Annotated in this window: 13 protein-coding genes; 5 read left to right on the top strand and 8 right to left on the bottom strand. The window is 66.6% G+C overall.

Annotated features, from left to right (window positions below; translation table 11 throughout):
* Nucleotides 1-12 precede the first annotated feature (12 nt).
* Nucleotides 13-1,533: a hypothetical protein gene (locus tag AC16HO_RS16450; protein WP_395641916.1), complete on the top strand. Its 1,521-nt coding sequence runs from the start codon at nt 13-15 to the stop codon at nt 1,531-1,533.
* On the opposite strand, the gene AC16HO_RS16445 is transcribed toward AC16HO_RS16450, so the two are convergent.
* Entirely contained in the window at nt 1,514-2,962 is a 1,449-nt protein-coding gene (locus AC16HO_RS16445; protein ID WP_395641915.1) for a hypothetical protein, read from the bottom strand. The two genes, AC16HO_RS16450 and AC16HO_RS16445, sit on opposite strands and share 20 nt — an antisense overlap.
* 115 nt (nt 2,963-3,077) lie before the next feature.
* Here AC16HO_RS16445 and kbl point away from each other — a divergent pair, with 115 nt between their 5' ends.
* On the top strand, nt 3,078-4,268 hold the full coding sequence (gene kbl, locus AC16HO_RS16440; RefSeq protein WP_395641914.1) for a glycine C-acetyltransferase: 1,191 nt from the start codon (nt 3,078-3,080) through the stop codon (nt 4,266-4,268).
* On the opposite strand, the gene AC16HO_RS16435 is transcribed toward kbl, so the two are convergent.
* Together AC16HO_RS16435 and AC16HO_RS16430 are read right to left on the bottom strand one after the other, a co-directional pair.
* Nucleotides 4,258-5,025, bottom strand: coding sequence for a pseudouridine synthase (locus tag AC16HO_RS16435; RefSeq protein ID WP_395641913.1), 768 nt, complete (start codon nt 5,023-5,025; stop codon nt 4,258-4,260). The genes kbl and AC16HO_RS16435 overlap by 11 nt on opposite strands.
* A 71-nt stretch (nt 5,026-5,096) precedes the next feature.
* Complete coding sequence (locus tag AC16HO_RS16430; RefSeq protein ID WP_484335591.1) at nt 5,097-6,230, bottom strand: OmpA family protein; 1,134 nt, start codon at nt 6,228-6,230, stop codon at nt 5,097-5,099.
* A gap of 394 nt (nt 6,231-6,624) precedes the next feature.
* Here AC16HO_RS16430 and AC16HO_RS16425 point away from each other — a divergent pair, with 394 nt between their 5' ends.
* Nucleotides 6,625-8,619 (top strand): OPT family oligopeptide transporter, encoded by a 1,995-nt coding sequence (locus tag AC16HO_RS16425; protein WP_484335590.1) that lies wholly within the window; start codon nt 6,625-6,627, stop codon nt 8,617-8,619.
* A 128-nt stretch (nt 8,620-8,747) separates the two neighbouring features.
* Nucleotides 8,748-13,154, top strand: coding sequence for a DEAD/DEAH box helicase (locus tag AC16HO_RS16420; protein ID WP_395641910.1), 4,407 nt, complete (start codon nt 8,748-8,750; stop codon nt 13,152-13,154).
* Between the two features lie 78 nt (nt 13,155-13,232).
* On the opposite strand, the gene AC16HO_RS16415 is transcribed toward AC16HO_RS16420, so the two are convergent.
* The 5 genes from AC16HO_RS16415 to surE form a co-directional block, all read right to left on the bottom strand.
* A complete protein-coding gene (locus AC16HO_RS16415; RefSeq protein WP_395641909.1) occupies nt 13,233-14,150 on the bottom strand; it encodes a sigma-70 family RNA polymerase sigma factor in 918 nt (305 codons plus the stop codon).
* 149 nt (nt 14,151-14,299) lie between these two features.
* Complete coding sequence (locus tag AC16HO_RS16410; RefSeq protein WP_395641908.1) at nt 14,300-15,355, bottom strand: peptidoglycan DD-metalloendopeptidase family protein; 1,056 nt, start codon at nt 15,353-15,355, stop codon at nt 14,300-14,302.
* 23 nt (nt 15,356-15,378) lie between these two features.
* The gene (locus AC16HO_RS16405) at nt 15,379-15,978 is read right to left on the bottom strand and encodes a YqaA family protein (RefSeq protein ID WP_395641907.1); all 600 of its coding nucleotides are present in this window, start codon (nt 15,976-15,978) and stop codon (nt 15,379-15,381) included.
* A gap of 125 nt (nt 15,979-16,103) precedes the next feature.
* The gene (locus AC16HO_RS16400) at nt 16,104-16,808 is read right to left on the bottom strand and encodes a protein-L-isoaspartate(D-aspartate) O-methyltransferase (RefSeq protein ID WP_395641906.1); all 705 of its coding nucleotides are present in this window, start codon (nt 16,806-16,808) and stop codon (nt 16,104-16,106) included.
* Nucleotides 16,809-16,810: 2 nt separating this feature from the next.
* Entirely contained in the window at nt 16,811-17,587 is a 777-nt protein-coding gene (gene surE, locus AC16HO_RS16395; protein WP_395641905.1) for a 5'/3'-nucleotidase SurE, read from the bottom strand.
* Between the two features lie 405 nt (nt 17,588-17,992).
* Here surE and AC16HO_RS16390 point away from each other — a divergent pair.
* On the top strand, nt 17,993-19,157 hold a 1,165-nt coding region (locus AC16HO_RS16390), incomplete at its 3' end, for a 2-oxoglutarate dehydrogenase E1 subunit family protein (RefSeq protein ID WP_484335589.1).

Genomic DNA, 19,157 nt, shown 5'->3' with positions numbered 1-19,157 from the left:
ATTCCGGCATCCGTGAAACTGCTGCCGGTCCTGTTCCTGTTGGCCGCGCTGTCGCCACGCGCGTCCGTCGCGCGCGACGTGCCCGCGTGCGTGCGCGAGTGCGGCTACGAATCCGAGCCCGTGCTCGATTCCGCCGCGGTTGCCGAACCGGCGCTGCTGAGCGGGCCGAACTTCACGGTCGATCCGAAAACGCAGCTCGCCGGCTACATGGCGCGCTTCTCGATCACCACGAAGTACGGCTCGCTCACGGCCGACAGTGCGCAGATGCTCGCGATCCGCGTCAGCGAGATTCCGGCGATCGAGGCGCTGGACCAGGCCACGCGCAGCGGCGCGTTCGGCCACGCGCTGGCCGAACGCGGCAGAAGGACCGGCGCGACGATCGTCAACGTGATCCGCCATCCAGTCGATTCGATCGTCGGCCTGCCGATGGGTGTCGTTCGCTACTTCAAGAAGCAGATCGGCATGTGGGCCAACCGCGCGCAAAGCGTCAGCGACCGTTCCGCGCGCATCATGGAAAACAAGGGTGATCCATTCCGCGCGCCTAACGGCCCGATGACTGCCGGGCGTGATGCGCCGCCCGATGCCGCCGCGCGCGCGAATGCCGATGCGCAGCAGCGCGAGGCTGCCGCGCAAGGCTACGTCAGCGTCGACGGGCCGCCGATGGGCGGCGACGAGGCGCAGAGCACTCCCGCCGCGCCCGAGCAAGTGGAGAAGCCGAGCAAGGCCTGGTACGCGCGCGCCGGCCGCGATGCCGGGCGCGAGGTCAAGCGCTATCTCAAGTACAACTCGTCGCGCAACGATATCGCCAGGCGTCTGGGTTTCGATCCGAACACCTCGAACCCTTACATCGTCGAACGCCTGGACTCGCTCGCCTGGGCCGCGGTCTGGGGCAACTTTTCCGCCGGTCAGGCGCTGGCCACCATCGGCGGCACCGCCGCGGACGTGATCGCCGATTCGGGAATGGTCAACGAATATGTGCTGAACCACACGCCCGAGCAGATCCGCGAGCGCAACGAGAAGCAGCTCGCTTCGGTGTGCAGCGACGAGTTCGGCATCCGCCAGTTCCTCAGACGCGGTGGTTTCAGCGACACGATGCGCACCCAACTCGCCGACTCGCTCGTCGCGCTGGCGCCGGATGCCGGTTGCAACGAATTGCTCGAACTCGGCACGGTGACGCACGGCGAGGTCGAGGGGCGCTACCTGGTCAACGCGCTGTCGCAGATCCGCAAGTACCCGCGCGACGCGCGCCATGGCAAGCTCGTGATCGCCGGCGCCGCGCTCGTCTACGTCACGCGCGACGGCAAGCTGCTGCTGCCGCTGCCGGTCGATTGCCTGAGCTGGACCGCCGAAGTCGACGAATTCTTCGACCGCGCGGAATTCAAGCACGGCGACAGGACCGCGCTGATCGGCGGCGGGATCACCGCGCTTGCGCAGCGCAGGTTGCGCGAGCGCGGCTGGCGGGTCGTGCTGCGCGCGCCCTACGACGGCGCGCCGAAATACCCCCCCGGCGCATTCACCGCGACGCGGCGCTAGCCGCGTCCCTGGCGGCCTCGATCCTGTCGAGCTGATCCTCGTAGTAGGTACCGCCCGAGGCGTAGAAGAGGAATTTCCTCGCCGCCTTGTGCGCGGCGGCATCGACGCCCGCGTCGCGCAGGGTGTCCTCCGCAGCGGTGGTGAACAGGCGTTGCACGTTCTGCAGGTTGGCATCGTATTGCTCGCGCAGGCGCTGGAACAACGCTGCGCGCTGCGCCGAATCGAACCCGCGCACCTGCGCCGCGGTCTGCGCACGCAATGCGGCAATCGCCTCGTCGGCGGACTTCGGCGGAGGCTCGGGCCGTGCATAGCGGATGCGTCCGAAGGTTTCCGCATACGCGCCCTGGTCGAGCCGCCAGACGAGACGCTCGCCGCGCGCGAATTCGGCCTCGTCCGGCGTACTGGCAATGAGACGCGTGCCACGGGTGACATCGTCGAGCATGTCGCTCGCGATCGTCGCCCAGTCGCGATTCGCGCGCGCGATGAGCTTCGGCAGCATCTCGCCCCACCACGGCAGCGCGAGCAACGGCAGCAGCGTGAGTGTCCACAGGACGAGCGGGGATGGTTCGGCAGGAAAGAAGACGCGCACGCCCATGCGCCAGACCCAGAACCCCGGAATGGCAAGCAGCAGCGCGAGGACCGCGGCGGTCGGGTTCCAGGCACGGCTGTCCTCGACGACGCGGGCCGGCATCGCCTCCTGCGGGCGCTGCGGATCGAAGCGCAGCGGAAAATCCGGCACGGCATGGGTCCAGCTCAACACCGCGACATCGACCGGCAGATCGAGCTGTTCGCGCAGCGCCGCGAGTGCGGTGGCCGGTGGCGGCTTGCTCATCATGAACGTGTCGCGCGGCGGATGGTGCGAGATCCAATCCAGGGTCGTGCGGTTCATGCGCACCTCCTGCAGCTCGAAGCCGCTCGCATCGCGCAGGAACGTGAAAGGAATGCCTTCCTGCACCGCTTCGGCCCAGTCGCTCAGGCGGAAGTTGTCGCTGAACTGCAGGCGCATGCCGCAGAACGCGCGGCGCAACGGCGTGCCCCAGTCGCCCGCGTTGTATTCGACGACCGTACAACGTGAAATCTTGCTGGCTCGATCCCAGTACAACTTGCCCGCGGGAAGGCTGGCCGGATCGAAGTTGATCGCCGCCCAGCTTTCGACGATGTGCCCGGACGTGGACGCGCTGAACCCGGCGTATTGACGCATATCGACCAGCGGTTTCATCGCCGCCTGCCAGGCGACGCCGAGAAAGATGCCGCCGAACAGCAGCAGGAAGCCGGTGAAAATGCCGATCACGGGCGCCGCGGCCATCATGCCGAGCGTGCCGACCAGCCAGTCGCGCAGGCGATGGCCGCCGGTGGGCGATGACGGCGAGACAGCGTCCGCAGGTGCCGCCGCGCTGCGCTTGCCTTGTTTCGGAAGCCGACCTTTCATCGCATTCCCCCCGCATGGCGCGCAGATGCGATCCGCGCCGCACCGGCATCTTATCCGGAAGAATATCCTTGCGCACGCGAATCGCGGACAATGGCGCTTTCCGCCGGATTCCGCCATGACCTACGCCGCCCAGAACCGCCTGCAGTCCGAACTTGAATCGATCCGCGACGCTGGCTTGTACAAGACCGAACGCGTGATCGCGACGCCGCAATCGTCCTCGATCAGGACGAGCGATGGCCGCGAGGTACTCAACTTCTGCGCCAACAACTACCTCGGCCTCGCCGACAATGCCGAGATCATCCAGGCGGCGAAGGACGCGCTCGACACGCACGGCTTCGGCCTCGCCAGCGTGCGCTTCATCTGCGGCACGCAGGATCTGCACAAGCAGCTCGAGGCGACGATCGCGAAATTCTTCGGCACCGACGACACGATTCTGTACACCTCGTGCTTCGACGCGAACGGCGGTCTGTTCGAAACGATTCTCGGCGAAGAAGATGCGGTGATTTCGGATGCGCTCAACCATGCCTCGATCATCGACGGCATCCGCCTGTGCAAGGCCGAGCGTCGGCGCTACGCGAACGGCGACATGGCCGAACTCGAAAAGCACCTTGCCGAAACCCAGGGCAAGCGCACGCGCCTGATCGCGACCGACGGCGTGTTCTCGATGGACGGCTACATCGCCAAACTCGACGAAATCGTCGCGTTGAAGAAGAAATACAACGCGATGCTGATGGTCGACGATTCGCACGCGACCGGCTTCGTCGGCCCTACCGGCCGCGGCTCTGCGGAACTGCACAGTGTGATGGGCGAGGTTGACGTGTTCACTTCCACGCTCGGCAAGGCGCTCGGCGGCGGCTCGGGCGGCTTCACCACCGGGCGCCGCGAAATCGTCGACCTGCTGCGCCAGCGCTCGCGTCCGTACCTGTTCTCGAACACGCTGCCGCCGCCGCTCGTCGCCGCATCGATCAAGGTGTTCGAGATGCTTTCCTCGAGCACCGCGCTGCGCGACAAGGTCAACGACAACGCGCTGTATTTCCGCAAGCGCATGAGCGAAGCGGGCTTCGACATCCGCCCCGGCACCCATCCGATTGCACCGGTCATGCTGGGCGACGCCAAACTCGCGCAGGAATTCGCCAAACAACTGCTGGACGAGGGCATCTACGTGATCGGATTTTTCTTCCCGGTCGTACCGAAGGGCCAGGCGCGCATCCGTACGCAGATGAGCGCGGCGCATACGCACGAGCAGATCGATCGCGCGGTCGCGGCGTTCGTCAAGATCGGCCGCACCCTCGGCGTCATTCGCTGACCGGCGGGACGGCGCGCTTCACACCGATCGCTTCGGCCAGGCGCCGCATGTCCGATGCGGTCAGCGCGCGCGTTTGGCCCTTGGCCAGATCGCCGAGCGCGAGCGGACCGATCGCGACGCGCACGAGACGCAACACGCCGATGCCGAATGCGGCGAGCACGCGACGGATCTGCCGGTTGCGGCCTTCGTCGAGGACGATTTCCAGCCAGGAATTCTTCTCGCCGCGGCGCAATTCGCGCACGGATTTCAACCTCAGTCGTTCGCCCGCATCATCGATGCCGACGATCAGGCGCGCGAGCAGTTCCGCGTCGGCCAGCGTATCGATCTGCACGTGATAGGTCTTGTCCAGATGCGAGGCCGGGTCGGTCAGATGTGCGGCCCATGTGCTGTCGTTGGTGAACAGCAGCAGGCCCTCGCTGGCCTTGTCGAGACGGCCGACCGGGGCAAGCCAATGCGCAGGCGCAGCCGCCTGCGCGGGGAGCTTGAGCAACTCATAGACCGTGGTTCGCCCGCGCTCGTCGCTGGCCGTGGTCACATAACCGCGCGGTTTGTTCAGCGCGAGATAGACTTTTTCCTGCGCCGTGACTTCTTCGCCGTCGACCGCGACGCGGTCGCGCGCGCCATCGGTCGGCGTTTCCGGATCGCGCACGATGCGTCCGTTCACGCGCACGCGTCCCGCGCGCACCAGCGCCAGCGCCTGGCTACGCGAACAGAAACCAAATTTGCTCAGGACACGGGCAAGGCCATGCTTGACCATCGATTCTTCCCAACGAAAAAGCCCGGCTTGCGCCGGGCTTCTTCTTGTTGCTTGCACCACCTCGAACGATCTTACTGCTTGAGTTCGACGCGGCGATTCTGCTGACGGCCTTCCGCAGTGTTGTTGGGGGCGATCGGCTGATCCTTGCCGAAACCCTTGTGGCCGGTGATCTGACTGTCAGGCACGCCGTGCGCGATCAGATAGTCATACACGCCCTTGGCGCGACGCTCCGAAAGCTTCTGGTTGTAAGCCTCGGTACCGATGCCGTCGGTGTGACCGTCGACTTCGACGCGGAGCTCCGGATTGCGCTTCAGCGTATCCACGGCTTCGTCGAGAATCTGCACCGACGCGGCGGTCGGGGCCTTCAGCGACGGCACCAGCTTCTCGCCCGGACGCGGATGGTCGAACTTGAACTCGACACCACGCAGGTCGATCGGAGCCGGCGGCGGCGGCGGCGGGGCAGCCGGCGGCGGCGGCGGCGGAGCCGGCGGCGGCGGCGGCGGCGGCGCAGCGGGGGCCGCACCGAAGCTGTAGGTCAGGCCAACGGTCACGAGCGCGTCGGTGAAGCCCGAATGGCGCTTGAAGCCGTACGACTGGGCCAATGCCGAGTTCAGCGAGTTGTTGTCGTGGTCGTAACGCGCCGCGACTTCACCGCGGAACGCGAGGCGATCGGACAGGCTGTACTGGATACCGGCGCCGAGCAGCGCCATCGGATCCCAGCCACCGCTATCGGACTGGCCAGCAGCCGAGAGCAGCGAACCCGAGTAGGCCTTGTGGCGCAGCGCGCCAACGGCGCCGACCACATACGGACGCCAGCCGGCGCCGATGTCACCGAAGAACCAGCGCGCCGCGACGTCGAGCTGCACGCTTTCCCACTGATGGGTATTGCGCGGCGAGCTGTTCTTGAAGTCGGCGTTGTTGATGCCGTATTCGAAATCGACGGCGAAGTTCGGGTTCACCCAAACGCCGACGCCAATACCACCGAAGCCCGACACCTTGGTGGTGCGGTTGCTGTCCGGAACGACAGCGCCGAGGCGCGGGGCGACATACCAGGAACCGAAGTCCTGGGCTTGCGCCGTGCCGATTGCGCCGATACCACCCAGGGCGAGGGCGAGAGCGGCAAACAAGGTATTACGTTTCATTCGGAGTCTCCTTTTGCATGGTTTTTCTTCGGGCGTCCGCCAAACCCCGTGTGCGGCACGCATATCCAATCACGTCACACCAAATTCTGATGCGTGCTTCGCGTTAATAAAACGTTAGGCAGCGGCAACGCGAGCGGTCGCATAGTAACAAATCCAAGCGTTTGACTCCACTCCGAACCTTAATCATTCAGAATCGAGTCAGTCTGCCCCAGCCCTCTTTCGCCAGTCATGGCCAGAACCTGTTGTTCGAATTGAATAATTTCTTAACCATTCGAGGCCGCGATCCGGACGTATCGGCTCGACGAATGCACGCGCGCGGCACGTACGAAAACCGTCGTTGCGGCGATGTTTGCCGCTTTGCAGCATGAGAAGCGAATCTTCGCCTGCGCATGCGGACCGGAAATGTTTGCCATACTTTGCTGTTTCCGACACCGGGGGCTTCATGGCCAATCAACACATGACGACAGCCGAGTCGCGCAGCGAGCTCACTTTGCGCGGCGTACTCCTCGGCATCACGATCACGGTGGTGTTCACGGCGGCGAATGTTTTTTTCGGCCTCAAGATCGGCCTCACCGTCGCCACATCCATTCCCGCCGCGGTGATTTCGATGGCCCTGCTGCGCGGCTTCAAGGATTCCACGGTGCAGGAGAACAACATCGTGCAGACGATCGCCTCGGCGGCCGGAACGCTGTCGGCGATGTGTTTCGTGCTGCCCGGTTTCCTGATGATCGGCTGGTGGACGGGATTTCCATTCTGGACCTCGTTTGCCATCTGCGCGCTCGGCGGCGTGCTCGGCGTGATGTATTCGATTCCATTGCGCCGCGCGCTCGTGACCGGCTCGGATCTGCCGTTTCCCGAAGGTGTCGCCTGCGCCGAAGTGCTCAAGGTCGGCAGCCCCGGAGCCACCGCCACGGCGGGCGGCGCGGAAGACAGTCGCACCGGATTGCTTGCGGTGGTCTGGGGCTCCATCGTCGCGGCGCTGTTCGCGGTGGTCGTCGCCACGCGCGTGTTTGCCAGTGACGTCATGCAGTATTTCCGCCTCGGCGGCGAACGCGGCCCGGTGAGCGGGTACGATTTCAGTCTGTCGATGGCGCTGTTCGCGGTCGGACATCTCGTCGGACTGTGGGTAGGCATCGCGATGCTGGTCGGCGCGGCGATCGCCTGGGTTTGGGGTGTGCCGCACTACTCGGCCATCGCGGCGACGGCAGGCGACGCGGCGAAACTCGCCGCCGACATTTCCAAGACCCAGATCCGGTTCATCGGTGCCGGGACCATCGGCATCGCCGCGATCTGGACCTTGCTCAAGCTGGTGAAACCGGTCGCTTCGGGCCTCGCCTCGGCGCTGGCCGCGCAGCGCGCGCGCAATACCGGACAGGCCGCGCTGCTGCCACGCACCGAACAGGACATTCCGATCACCTTCGTCGGCCTGACCATGCTCGTGTGTTTTGTCCCGGTCGCCTTGCTGCTCGGACATTTCGCCATCAACGGCGGGCTCGGCGATCACCTCTGGGCGCTTGCCCTGGGTGGACTCGCCTATTGCGTGCTGATGGGCTTCTTCGTTTCCGCCGTGACCGGCTACATGGCGGGCCTGATCGGCGCGTCCAACAGCCCGTTGTCCGGCGTCGGCATTCTCGTGGTGATTGGCGCGGCGCTGCTGCTCGTGCTCGGCGTCAAACCGTATGTACCGCCCGGACTGGAGAAGGCGCTGGTCGCCTTTGCCCTGTTCGTCACCTCGATCGTGTTCGCGATCGGCACCATCGCCAATAACAATCTGCAGGACCTGAAAACCGGCCAGCTCGTCGACGCGACGCCGTCCCGGCAGCAATGGGCGCTGGTGATCGGCGTGATTGCCGGCGCGCTGATCATCCCGCCCGTGCTCGAAGTGCTCAACCAGGGATACGGCTTTGTCGGCGTGCCCGGCAACACGCACGAAAACCCCTTGGCCGCGCCGCAGGCGGGGCTGATTTCCGCACTGGCGCAGGGTGTGATCCAGAACAATATCCGCTGGGACCTGATCGGCATCGGCGCGGGCATCGGCGCCGTACTCATCGTCATCGACGAGATATTGCGCCGCGTCACGCGCCATGCGCATCTGTCGCCGCTGGCGGTGGGACTGGGCATTTACCTGCCGACCTCGAGCACCTTGATGGTGGTCGTCGGCGCGATCGCCGGCGCGTACTACGACAAGCGCGCGCAGCGGACGGCGAAACCCGAATCCGCCAAGCAGCTCGGCGTGCTGCTCGCCTCCGGCATGATCGTCGGCGAAGGCATGATCGGCGTCGTCATCGCCGCGATCGTGGCATTCTCGGGCAAGGATTACCCTCTCGGCCTAGTCGGCAACGAGTTCGCCACCGGCCCGGCGATCTGGATCGGCGGCATGGCGTTCGTCGTGATCATGCTCGCCCTGTACCGCTGGATCGAAAATCTCGCACGCCGCGGCAACGGGGTCTGATCCACACGACCGTCCGGCGTCTCGCGCGCTGAGACGCAGGTCGGGCACGCTGCATTCCCTTCGACGGAGTCGCAGCAATGCGCCAGCTGGGCCTGTCATTCGCGCAAAAGGCCCCCAATTCGGCGCGCATGAACAAAGGCGCGTCCGAGGCGCATAATTTTCCCGTGCCGCTGCAAGACTTCCATCCCGCCGTCGCCGCGTGGTTCGCGCAGACGTTTACCGCGCCGACACCCGCGCAGGTGCGTGCTTGGCCGGCCATCCGCTCCGGCCGGCACACGCTGATCGCCGCGCCGACCGGCTCGGGCAAGACGCTCGCCGCGTTCCTCGCCGCGATCGACGAACTGGTGCGTGCGGGCTGCGAAGGCGCGCTCGCCGACGAAACGCGGGTCGTCTACGTCTCGCCGCTCAAGGCGTTGTCGAACGACGTGCGGATCAACCTGCAGGCACCACTGGAAGGTATCCGCGCGCGGCTTGCCGAGCTCGGCCATCCCGATGTGGAAATCCGCGCCAGCGTGCGCACCGGCGACACCCCGCAGAGCGAGCGCCAGGCGATGAAGCGGCGCGCACCGCATATAGTCGTGACCACGCCCGAATCGTTGTACGTCCTGCTCGGCTCCGACTCCGGCCGCGCGATGCTGGCGACGACGCGCAGCGTGATCGTCGATGAAATCCACGCGCTCGCACCGTGCAAACGCGGCGCGCATCTGGCGCTGTCGCTCGAACGCCTCGACGCGCTGTGCGGGCGCAGGCTGACGCGCATCGGCCTGTCGGCGACGCAGAAGCCGATTTCCGAAGTCGCCAAGTTTTTGGTGGGCACAACGGAAATCCCCTCCCCCGGTTGCGAAACTATCGACGTCGGTTTCGCGCGCGAGCGCGACCTCGCCCTCGAACTGCCGCCGGCGCCGCTCTCCGCGGTGATGTCGGGCGATGTCTGGCTCACGGTCTACCAACGTCTCGCCGAACTGATCCAGGCGCACAAAACCACGCTGATCTTCGTCAACACGCGGCGCATGGCTGAGCGCCTGGCCAGGCATCTATCCGATCTGCTCGGCAAGGAGGCGGTGACCTCGCACCACGGAAGCCTCGCGCGCGAGCAGCGCCTTGCCGCCGAGCAGCGCCTGAAGCGCGGCGAGTTGCGCGCACTCATCGCCACCGCCTCGCTCGAACTCGGCATCGACATCGGCGACGTCGACCTGGTCTGCCAGATCGCCTCGCCGCGCTCGATCTCGACCTTCCTGCAACGCGTCGGCCGTGCCAACCACTCGGTCGACGGCACGCCGAAGGCGCGCCTGTTCCCGCTGTCGCGCGACGACCTGGTCGAATGCGCGGCGCTGCTCGACGCGGTGCGCCGCGGCGAACTCGATACGCTGCGCGTCGAACGCGACGCACGCGACGTGCTGGCGCAGCAGATCGTCGCCGAAGTCGCCTGCCGCGAATGCAACGAGCAGGAACTGTTCGACACGATCCGCCGCGCGTACCCGTTCGCCGACCTCAGCCTCGACGCCTATCGCGACACGCTGCGCATGCTCGCCGACGGCTACACGACCCGGCGCGGCCCACGCTCGGCGTATCTGCATCGTGACGCGGTCAACGGCGTGCTGCGCGCACGCCGCGGCGCACGCCTGACCGCGCTGACCTCGGGCGGCGCGATTCCGGATACGGCCGATTACGAAGTCGTGCTCGAACCGCAGGGTGCGCGCATCGGCACCGTGCACGAGGACTTCGCGGTCGAAAGCATGGCCGGCGACATCTTCCAGCTCGGCAACACCTCGTACCGCGTGCTGCGCGTCGAACGCGGCCGACTGCGCGTCGAAGATGCGAAAGGCGCGCCGCCGACGCTACCGTTCTGGCTCGGCGAGGCGCCCGGACGCAGCGACGAGTTGTCGTATTCCGTGTCGCGCCTGCGCGAAGAAATTTCCATGCAGCTTGAATTCGGCCCCGCGACGGCCTTGCGCTGGCTGCGCGAACAAGTCGGCTTGAACGAATCCGGCGCACGCCAGATCGTCGACTACCTCGGCGCGACGCAGGCCGCACTCGGTCTGCTGCCGACGCAGACACAGCTCGCGATGGAACGCTTCTTCGACGAGTCCGGCGGCACCCAGCTCATCATCCACTCGCCATTCGGCAGCCGCATGAACCGCGCCTGGGGCCTCGCCCTGCGCAAGCGCTTCTGCCGCACGTTCAACTTCGAACTGCAGGCCGCGGCGACCGAGGACGCAATCGTGCTGTCGCTGTCGACCAGCCACAGTTTTCCGCTCGACGAAGTCTCCCGCTATCTGCACTCGAGCACCGCCGAGCATGTGCTGATCCAGGCCCTGCTCGACGCACCGATGTTCGGCCTGCGCTGGCGCTGGAACGCGGTGACCGCGCTCGCGCTGCCGCGCTTCCAGGGCGGCAGCAAGGTGCCGCCGCAACTGCAGCGCATGAAGAGCGAGGATCTGCTCGCGGCGGTGTTTCCCGACCAGGTCGCCTGCCTGGAAAACATCGTCGGCGAGCGCCGGATTCCAGACCACCCGCTGGTCGCGCAAACGCTGCACGATTGTCTGCACGAGGCGATGGACGTTGCCGCGCTGCTGCGCCTGCTGCGAATGCTCGAAAGTGGAGAAATCCACATTGTTGCAAAAGATCTGACTGCACCTTCGCCGCTCGCTGCCGAAATCCTCAATGCGCGGCCCTATGCCTTCCTCGACGATGCGCCGCTCGAGGAACGTCGCACCCAGGCCGTGCAGAGCCGGCGCTGGGGCGACATCGAAACCACCGAGGACTTCGGCCGGCTCGACGCGGGGGCGATCGCTTGCGTGCGCGATGAGGCTTGGCCCGAAGCGCGCGATGCGGATGAATTACATGAGGCGTTGATGGGGTTGGGCTTCGTCGCCGAGGTGGAGATGCGCGACCACGCATCGTGGCGCAACTTGTTCGAGCAACTCATCGTTCAAAAGCGCGCGACGCAACTGGCATCGTCGGAGGGGGCGCGTGTATTCGTTTCCGCCGAACGCTTGCCGCAGTTCGCGGCAATATTGCCCACGCTTCGTTGCGAACCGAGCATCATCGCTCCTCCGGAGTACGCCGCCGTCGCCTGGACGCGTGAAGACGCGCTGGTGGATCTCGTGCGTGCACGGCTGACCGGCCTCGGCCCCGTGCCCGCGACCGACATCGCCGCATCGCTCGGCCTGCCGCAAAACGACATCTTCCTCGCCCTGCTCGCACTCGAACGCCAGGGCTTCGTCATGCAGGGCCGCTTCACGCCGGACGCGACGACCACCGAATGGTGCGAGCGCCACCTGCTCGCGCGCATCCACCGCTACACGGTCAATCGCCTGCGCCGCGAGATCGAGCCGGTCGAGCCGCGCGACTACCTGCGCTTCCTGTTCGAGTGGCAACGCGTCGCGCCGGGCACGCAGGTAACCGGGCCCGACGCGCTTGCCGGCGTGCTTGCCCAACTCGAAGGCTACGAGGCGCCGGCCGCGGCCTGGGAGACCGAGATTCTTCCCGCGCGCGTCGCCGGCTACGAAATTTCCTGGCTTGATGACCTGTGCCTTTCCGGCCGCGTCGTGTGGACACGCCTGCGTGCGCCCGCAGCGCGCACAGACGAAGACGATCCGCGCCCGCGCGCCGCGTCCGGCCCCGTGCGCGCGACGCCGATCGTGCTCGTGCAGCGACGCAACCTCGCGCTGTGGAATGCGCTCGGCGCGGCCGCGCGTAGTGGCCTGACCGCACTGTCTTCGCGCGCGCAGGCGGTGGCCGATGCACTACGCGAGCACGGCGCCTCGTTCTTCGACGAGTTGGCCGACGCCACACGCTTGCTGCACGCCGAACTCGAGGATGCGCTCGCCGAACTCGTCGCCGCGGGCCGGATCAATTCCGACAGTTTCGCCGGCCTGCGCGCGCTGCTCGTGCCGGCCTCGCGCCGACCCTCACCGCAACGGCGGCGTGGGCGTGGCTCGCGCGGACTGCTCGGCATCGCCGATGCGGGGCGCTGGTCGCTGCTGCGGCGTACGAGTACAGAAGTGGACGATTCCACGAAAGCGCAATCCAGCACGGACCGGCGTGGCGACGCCGAACAGGCGGAGCACGTCGTCCGCACGCTGCTCAAGCGCTACGGCCTGATCTGCTGGCGCCTGCTCGCACGCGAGGCGGCGTGGCTGCCGCCGTGGCGCGAGCTGCTGCGCGTCTGTCACCGCCTCGAGGCGCGCGGCGAGATTCGCGGCGGCCGCTTCATTGCCGGGCTCACCGGCGAGCAATTTGCGCTGCCGGAAGCGATCGCACCGCTGCGTGCGATCCGCAACCGCCCGCGCGACGGCAGCCTGGTCGGCGTCTGCGGCGCCGATCCGCTCAATCTCGTCGGCCACCTGCTCGCTGACGAGCGCGTGCCGAACCTGACCAACGCGCGCGTGCTCTATCGCGACGGCGCGCCGATCGCGACGCTGGTCGCCGGCGAGTTCGCCGCGCTGGAACCGATGGACGAGGCTACGCAGTGGGTGGCGAAGAAGCGGCTGCTGCAGGGCGCGCCGGAGACGGAAACGGCTCTGCCATGAACAATCTTCGCTGATCCCGGCAAGGCTTTCCGCCGTCATTCCCGCATGCTTCCAGCGGCAATGACGACCGGAAAATGTTCAATCGCCGTCGCCGCGATCCGCGTTCTCGCTCTCGACCAGTCCGCGCAGGCGCAGCAGCGCCTCGCTCTGAATCTGGCGCACGCGCTCGCGGGTCAGGCCGAGCTCGGCGGCGATCTCGGCGAGCGTCTGCGTGGCGTGGTCGTTGAGGCCGTAGCGCCGCTGCAACACCAGGCGCTGCCGTTCGGACAACCGCGCTAAGCAGTGCTCGATGCGCGAGTCGCGCGGTTCGCCCGCATGCGCGCGCGCCATCGCCGCGCCGGCATCGTCGACGACGAGCTGCTCGATCAGCGCGCGGTCGTCGCTCGCCGACAGCGGCGCGTCTAGCGAGGAAATGCGGTCGGTCAGGGTGAACAGGCCGGCGATATCGGCGCCGCTGCGGCCGAGGTGGCGCGCCAGCTCGTCGATGCCCGGCATGCGCCCGAGCTCATGCGTGAGCTGGCGCCGCGCGCGCAGCACCTGGGCGAATTCGCGCAGCACATGCACGGGCAGACGCACGGTGCGGCCCTGGCTCATCAGCGCGTGCTGCACGCCGTCGCGGATCCACCAGGTCGCGTAGGTCGAGAAGCGCAGACGACGCGACGCATCGAATTTCTCCACCGCACGGATCAGGCCGAGATTGCCCTCGGCGATCAGGTCGAGCAGCGGCACGCCGCGGCCGACGTAGCCGCGCGCGATCGAGACGACGAGGCGCAGGTTCGCTTCGATCATGCGCCGGCGCGCGTCGGCATCGCCTGCGGCCACGCGTTCGGCCAGACGCAATTCGTCGTCGGCGTCGAGCAGCGGAACCAGGCCGATTTCGTTGAGATAGGCGCTGGTCGAATCGCGGGCCTCGTCGTCCTGCTGCGGCTCGACCGCGTGGACCAGTTCGAGCAGCTCGTCCGATTCGATATCGTCGGCGCGTAGATCCGCGTTCATGGGCCTAGGATAACGCGGTTGCGAAAGCAAAAGAAAAGATTCACCACGAAGCCGCGAAAAAAAGAGCACAAGTCCCGAATCGACTTTCTTCGTGGCTTTTCTTCGCGATCTTCGTGCCTTCGCGGCAATTCTTTTGAGCTTCTCGACGCTCAGCGAGGCGGAAGGTAGTCCAGCGGATTGACCGGCTTGCCGTTCTTGCGGATCTCGAAATGCAGTTCGTCGCGGCTGGCGCTGCTCGAACCCATTTCGGCGATCTGCTGGCCGGCGCGTACCTTCTCGCCCTCGGCGACGAGGCGCCTGCGGTTGTGGCCGTAGGCGGAAAGGAAACTTGCGTTGTGCTTGACAATGATGAGCTCGCCGTAGCCGAGCAGGCCGTTGCCGCTGTAGACGACTTCGCCGTCGGCCGCGGCGAGTACCGGGTCGCCCGCGGCGCCGGCGATGTCGACGCCTTGCCTGGTCTGGTCGCCGGCGACGTAGCCACCGACCATCTTGCCGCCGCTCGGCCAACGCCAGACAACGCCGCCGACATTGGACGCCGCGGATTCGACCACCGGTTTCGCCGGCGGCGGCTCTGCCGCGGGAACCTTGGCCGCGGGCGGCGGCATTGCGATCGCGACGGGCGCCACCGGTTCCGCGGGCGGCGGCGCAGTCTGCGGTGCGGGCTTCGACACCGTGGACTGCGTCGACGCAGCCGGTTCGGATTGGGCGGGAGCCGACGTGACGGATTCGTTCGGCACGTCCTCGAACATGCTCGTGCTTTTCGGCGCCGGAGCCGGCGTTGCGGCGACGGCGGGGCCGGAGGCGGGCGTTGGCGTGTGTGCCGCATCCGCGTGCCGTGCCGACGCATGGGCATTGGCCGTCGCGACCTGCGCGCCGGGCGGGCTGAGGCGGATTTCCTCGCCGACGAGAATCTTGTACTGCGGTGCGGCGATGCCGTTCCACTGCGCCACGTCGCGATAGTCGAGGCCGCGCTTGAATGCGATCGAGTACAGCGTATCGCCCCTGACCACGCGGTAGCTGCCGCCCGGTGGCGTGGCCGCGCGCGCGGACTGCGGCGACTGCAGCGACGGCGACTCACCGATCGAGCGATCCTCGACGTCGGCAGGATCGGTGGCGCAACCGGCCAGCCATGCGGCGCCGACCACGACCAGTGCGGGCCAGTGCCTGTTGCGGGATTTGCCGAAGATCGCCTTGATCGTTTGCATTCCGGGTGCCTGCCTCACGCCGCCTATCGGTGCAGGAACTTGAAATACACCACAGCAAGGACAACCAAAGCAAGCAATCCCCAGCCGATCCATTCGACCCATTTATGCACGGTTTGCTCGGCCTTCTCGCCACCGAGACGGATCGTTCCGCAGAGCAGATAGACGCGCTTGCCGCGGCCGACGATCATCGCGGCGAGAAACGCCCAGATCGGCACGCCGACGATGCCCGACGACCAGGCAATGATCTTCATCGGGATCGGCAGGAAGCCCCCGCCGACGAGCAGCCAGAACACTTCCCAGCCACCGAGACCGCGCAGTTTGGAGACGTAGCTGTCGATGGCCGGCAGCCAGCCGAGGTCGTCGAGCAGCGGCCGCAGGAGTTCGAAACCATAGTGGCCCATCAGATAGCCGATGATCGACCCCAACGTGGAGAAGAGCAGGCTCAGGCTGGCATAACGCGCCCAGCGTTCCGGCTTCGCCAGCGTCATCGGCGCGAGCATGATTTCGGGCATCAGCGGAAAGATGAAGGCCTCGACGAAGCTGATGCCCATCAGATAGCGCTCGGCGAGCGGATGCATCGCCCAGACCAGGGCTTTTTCGTAGATCGGTTTGAACAGATTCAAAGCGGTATTCCCAGGAAAATGCGAATGGTCAGCGGTTTGCGTTGAGCGGTACGCGGGAAACCCGGCGGACCCACACGCTTTTGGTCCTTCCGCCCACCGCTTGCTGCTGCCCGCGCTCTATTTTTCTACACCAGGCCACCGAGCAGCGGCACGAAGCTGACGTCGCCGAGCGATTCGCCGACCCACATCGCGCCCGTCTCCTTTTCGACGAGGCGATAGCGCAACAGCTTCTGCACGCCGGGCTTGCCGACCGGCGCGACGAGCACGCCGTCGGGCGCGAGCTGGTCGAACAGTTCCGGCCGCAGTGCGTCGTCGGCCGCGGTGAGGACGATCGCGTCGTACGGCGCGTGCTCGGCCCAGCCGAGTTTGCCGTCGGCATGTTTCGAGCGGATGTTGTCGATGCCGAGTTTGCGGAAGCGGCGGCGCGCGTTGCGCAGCAGCTCGTCGATGCGCTCGACCGTGTATACATTTTCCACGAGCGCGGCCAGCACCGCGGCCTGATAACCGGAGCCAGTGCCGATTTCGAGTACCTTTTTCGGCACGGCGTACTCGATCAGCGCCTCGGTCATGCGCGCGACGACCCACGGCTGCGAAATCGTCTGCGCGCGACCTATCGGCAGTGCATCGTCCTCGTAGGCCCGCGAGGCCAACGCTTCCTCGATGAACAGGTGGCGCGGCAGCACGCGCATGACGTCGAGCACGCGCCGGTCGGCGATCGGTTTGCGCGCATCGTTGGGCAGACGCGTGGCGAGCCGGTCGATCAGGCGATCGCGCGCGCGCTGGCTGGTCATGCCCAGGCCACGCACCTCTGGAGTCAACCGCTGCATCATCGTCACGCGGCCGGATCCAGCTGCAGCGTCAGCGAAGCGACCCAGCTCGACACCTTTTCCAGCGCCTGGAAGCGGGTCAGGTCGACGTGGATCGGCGTGATCGAGATATAGCCCTGGCGCACCGCGTGGAAATCGGTGCCGGGGCCGTCGTCGTCGACCTCGCCCGCGGGCCCGATCCACCACAGCGGCCGCCCACGCGGATCGACCTGTTTGATGCACGGCGCCGAGCGGTGACGCTTGCCGAGTCGGGTCACGGCGAAGCCGCGCAACTCGTGCCAGGGCAGGTCGGGCACGTTCACATTGAGGATCGTGTCGGCCGGCAGCGGATCGACGACGAGCCGGCGCATGATCGCAAGCGTCGCCTGCGCCGCGCTGTCGAAATGATGGCCGCTGTCCTCGCCGGTCACGAGCGACACGGCGATCGCGGGCAGGCCGAGAAAACGCCCTTCCATCGCCGCGGATACGGTGCCCGAATAGATCACGTCGTCGCCGAGGTTGCAGGCGTTGTTGATGCCGGAGACGACGATGTCCGGGTCCTTGTCGAGCATGCCGCACAGCGCGAGGTGCACGCAGTCGGTCGGCGTGCCGGCGACGCGGTAGCGGTTGGTGTCGAGCCTGGCGACGCGGATCGGCTGGTCCAGCGTCAGCGAATTGCTCGCGCCGGAGCGGTCGCGGTCAGGCGCGACGACGATGACTTCGCCGGCCGCCGCGAGCGCGCGCGCGAGTACGGCTATGCCCGGCGCTTCCACGCCGTCGTCGTTGCTTACCAATACCCGCATGTCCTCGCTCGCGCCCCGAAGTAGTACCGCGCGCCAGCGCGGTCTCTTGTCCTGTACGTAAGCGTTCATTGTAGCGGAGGCAGGAAACGTTTAGCACTCGCTGCGCGATTGCGCGGAAGTGGAACGCCCGCGCAATCGCGCGCAACGGTTCCGAACACACCGCGATTTCGCGGCCGTTGCGAGGGATTCCTCGTGTGCGGGGCCGCCCTCGGCGCACGCGGCGGCGGCTTGGCCGGAGCGGACGCGACGCGCTTTGCAGGAACGGCCTGGATCGTCGCCAACCTTTCACGGAATTAATGTCCAATCCGGCCGCCTAGCGTATAATTCGCGGCCCGCGAACGGCTGCCTTCCTGGCCGCGGTTTCACAGGCACGGTCGCGCCCGCCCCCATTGCCGGTACGTCAGCGTGAGCGTCAATCTCCTCAAGGAATTCTCCGAATCCTCGCAACTTTCCGGAGGCAATGCCGCCTTCATCGAGGATCTGTACGACAGCTACCTGCGCGATCCCTCCTCGGTCGCGCCAGAGTGGAAGAAATATTTCGACACGTTCCGGGGCCGCGAGGCCGGCGACCAGCCGCACGGCGACGCGGTCGTGCGCATCGAGCAGGCGCAGAAGGTCAACGGCCGCGCGGTGCTGCTCGCCACCGGCCCGCTGACCGACGCGGTCAGCCAGAAACAGACCGGCGTATCGCGCCTGGTCACCGCGTACCGTTCGCGCGGCCATCTCGCCGCCAGGCTCGACCCGCTCGACATGGAAGGCACCTACCCTGCCGCCGACCTCGAGGAAATCGGCCTGCTGCCGCGCCCGGGTGCGCCCGACCTCGATCCGTCCTGGCACGGCCTCGGCGCCGTCGACATGAACAGCGAATTCAACACCGGCTTCCTCGGCGGCCCGCCCAGGCTCAGGCTCGGTGAACTGCTCGAGCGCTTGAAGAAAACCTACGCTGGCAGCATCGGCGCCGAGTTCATGCACATCCGCGACGCCGACGAGCGGCGTTGGGTGCACCAGCAGTTCGAAAGCGCGGGCGGCGACTACGGGCTCGCCGCGGATGAAAAGAAAAAGCTGCTCGAGCACCTGGTCCAGGCCGACGGCCTCGAACGCTACCTGCACACGAAATACGTCGGCCAGAAGCGCTTCTCGCTCGAGGGCGGCGACAGCCTGATTCCGATGGTCGCCGAACTGGTCAAGCGCGGCGCCGCCAACGGGGTCAAGGATCTCGTCCTCGGCATGGCCCACCGCGGCCGCCTCAACGTGCTCATGAACATCATGGGCAAGTCCGTGGCGGACGTGTTCTCCGAGTTCGAAAAGGGCGACCCGTGGGAGTCGATCGGCTCGGGCGACGTGAAGTACCACATGGGCTACTTCCGCCAGTACACCACCGAAAAGGGCCACGAGATGTACCTGGCCCTGGCCTTCAACCCGTCGCACCTCGAGGCGATCGCCCCCGTCATCCAGGGCCGCGTCCGCGGCAAGCAAGACGCCATCGGCGACAACGGCGGCGAAAAAGTCATGGGCATCACGATCCACGGCGACGCCGCCTTCGCCGGCCAGGGCATCGTCCAGGAGACCC

The sequence above is a fragment of the Rudaea sp. genome, assembly GCF_057139185.1.
Note: the sequence above shows the minus strand (reverse complement) of the source record. Positions and strands in the feature narration are given on the sequence as shown.

Coding starts and splice junctions, on each gene's coding strand:
- AC16HO_RS16445 (WP_395641915.1), bottom strand. CDS start 2,962: ATGAAAGGTCGGCTTCCGAAACAAGGCAAGCGCAGCGCGGCGGCACCT.
- kbl (WP_395641914.1), top strand. CDS start 3,078: ATGACCTACGCCGCCCAGAACCGCCTGCAGTCCGAACTTGAATCGATC.
- AC16HO_RS16435 (WP_395641913.1), bottom strand. CDS start 5,025: ATGGTCAAGCATGGCCTTGCCCGTGTCCTGAGCAAATTTGGTTTCTGT.
- AC16HO_RS16430 (WP_484335591.1), bottom strand. CDS start 6,230: ATGCGTGCCGCACACGGGGTTTGGCGGACGCCCGAAGAAAAACCATGC.
- AC16HO_RS16425 (WP_484335590.1), top strand. CDS start 6,625: ATGACGACAGCCGAGTCGCGCAGCGAGCTCACTTTGCGCGGCGTACTC.
- AC16HO_RS16420 (WP_395641910.1), top strand. CDS start 8,748: ATGAACAAAGGCGCGTCCGAGGCGCATAATTTTCCCGTGCCGCTGCAA.
- AC16HO_RS16415 (WP_395641909.1), bottom strand. CDS start 14,150: ATGAACGCGGATCTACGCGCCGACGATATCGAATCGGACGAGCTGCTC.
- AC16HO_RS16410 (WP_395641908.1), bottom strand. CDS start 15,355: ATGCAAACGATCAAGGCGATCTTCGGCAAATCCCGCAACAGGCACTGG.
- AC16HO_RS16400 (WP_395641906.1), bottom strand. CDS start 16,808: ATGATGCAGCGGTTGACTCCAGAGGTGCGTGGCCTGGGCATGACCAGC.
- surE (WP_395641905.1), bottom strand. CDS start 17,587: ATGCGGGTATTGGTAAGCAACGACGACGGCGTGGAAGCGCCGGGCATA.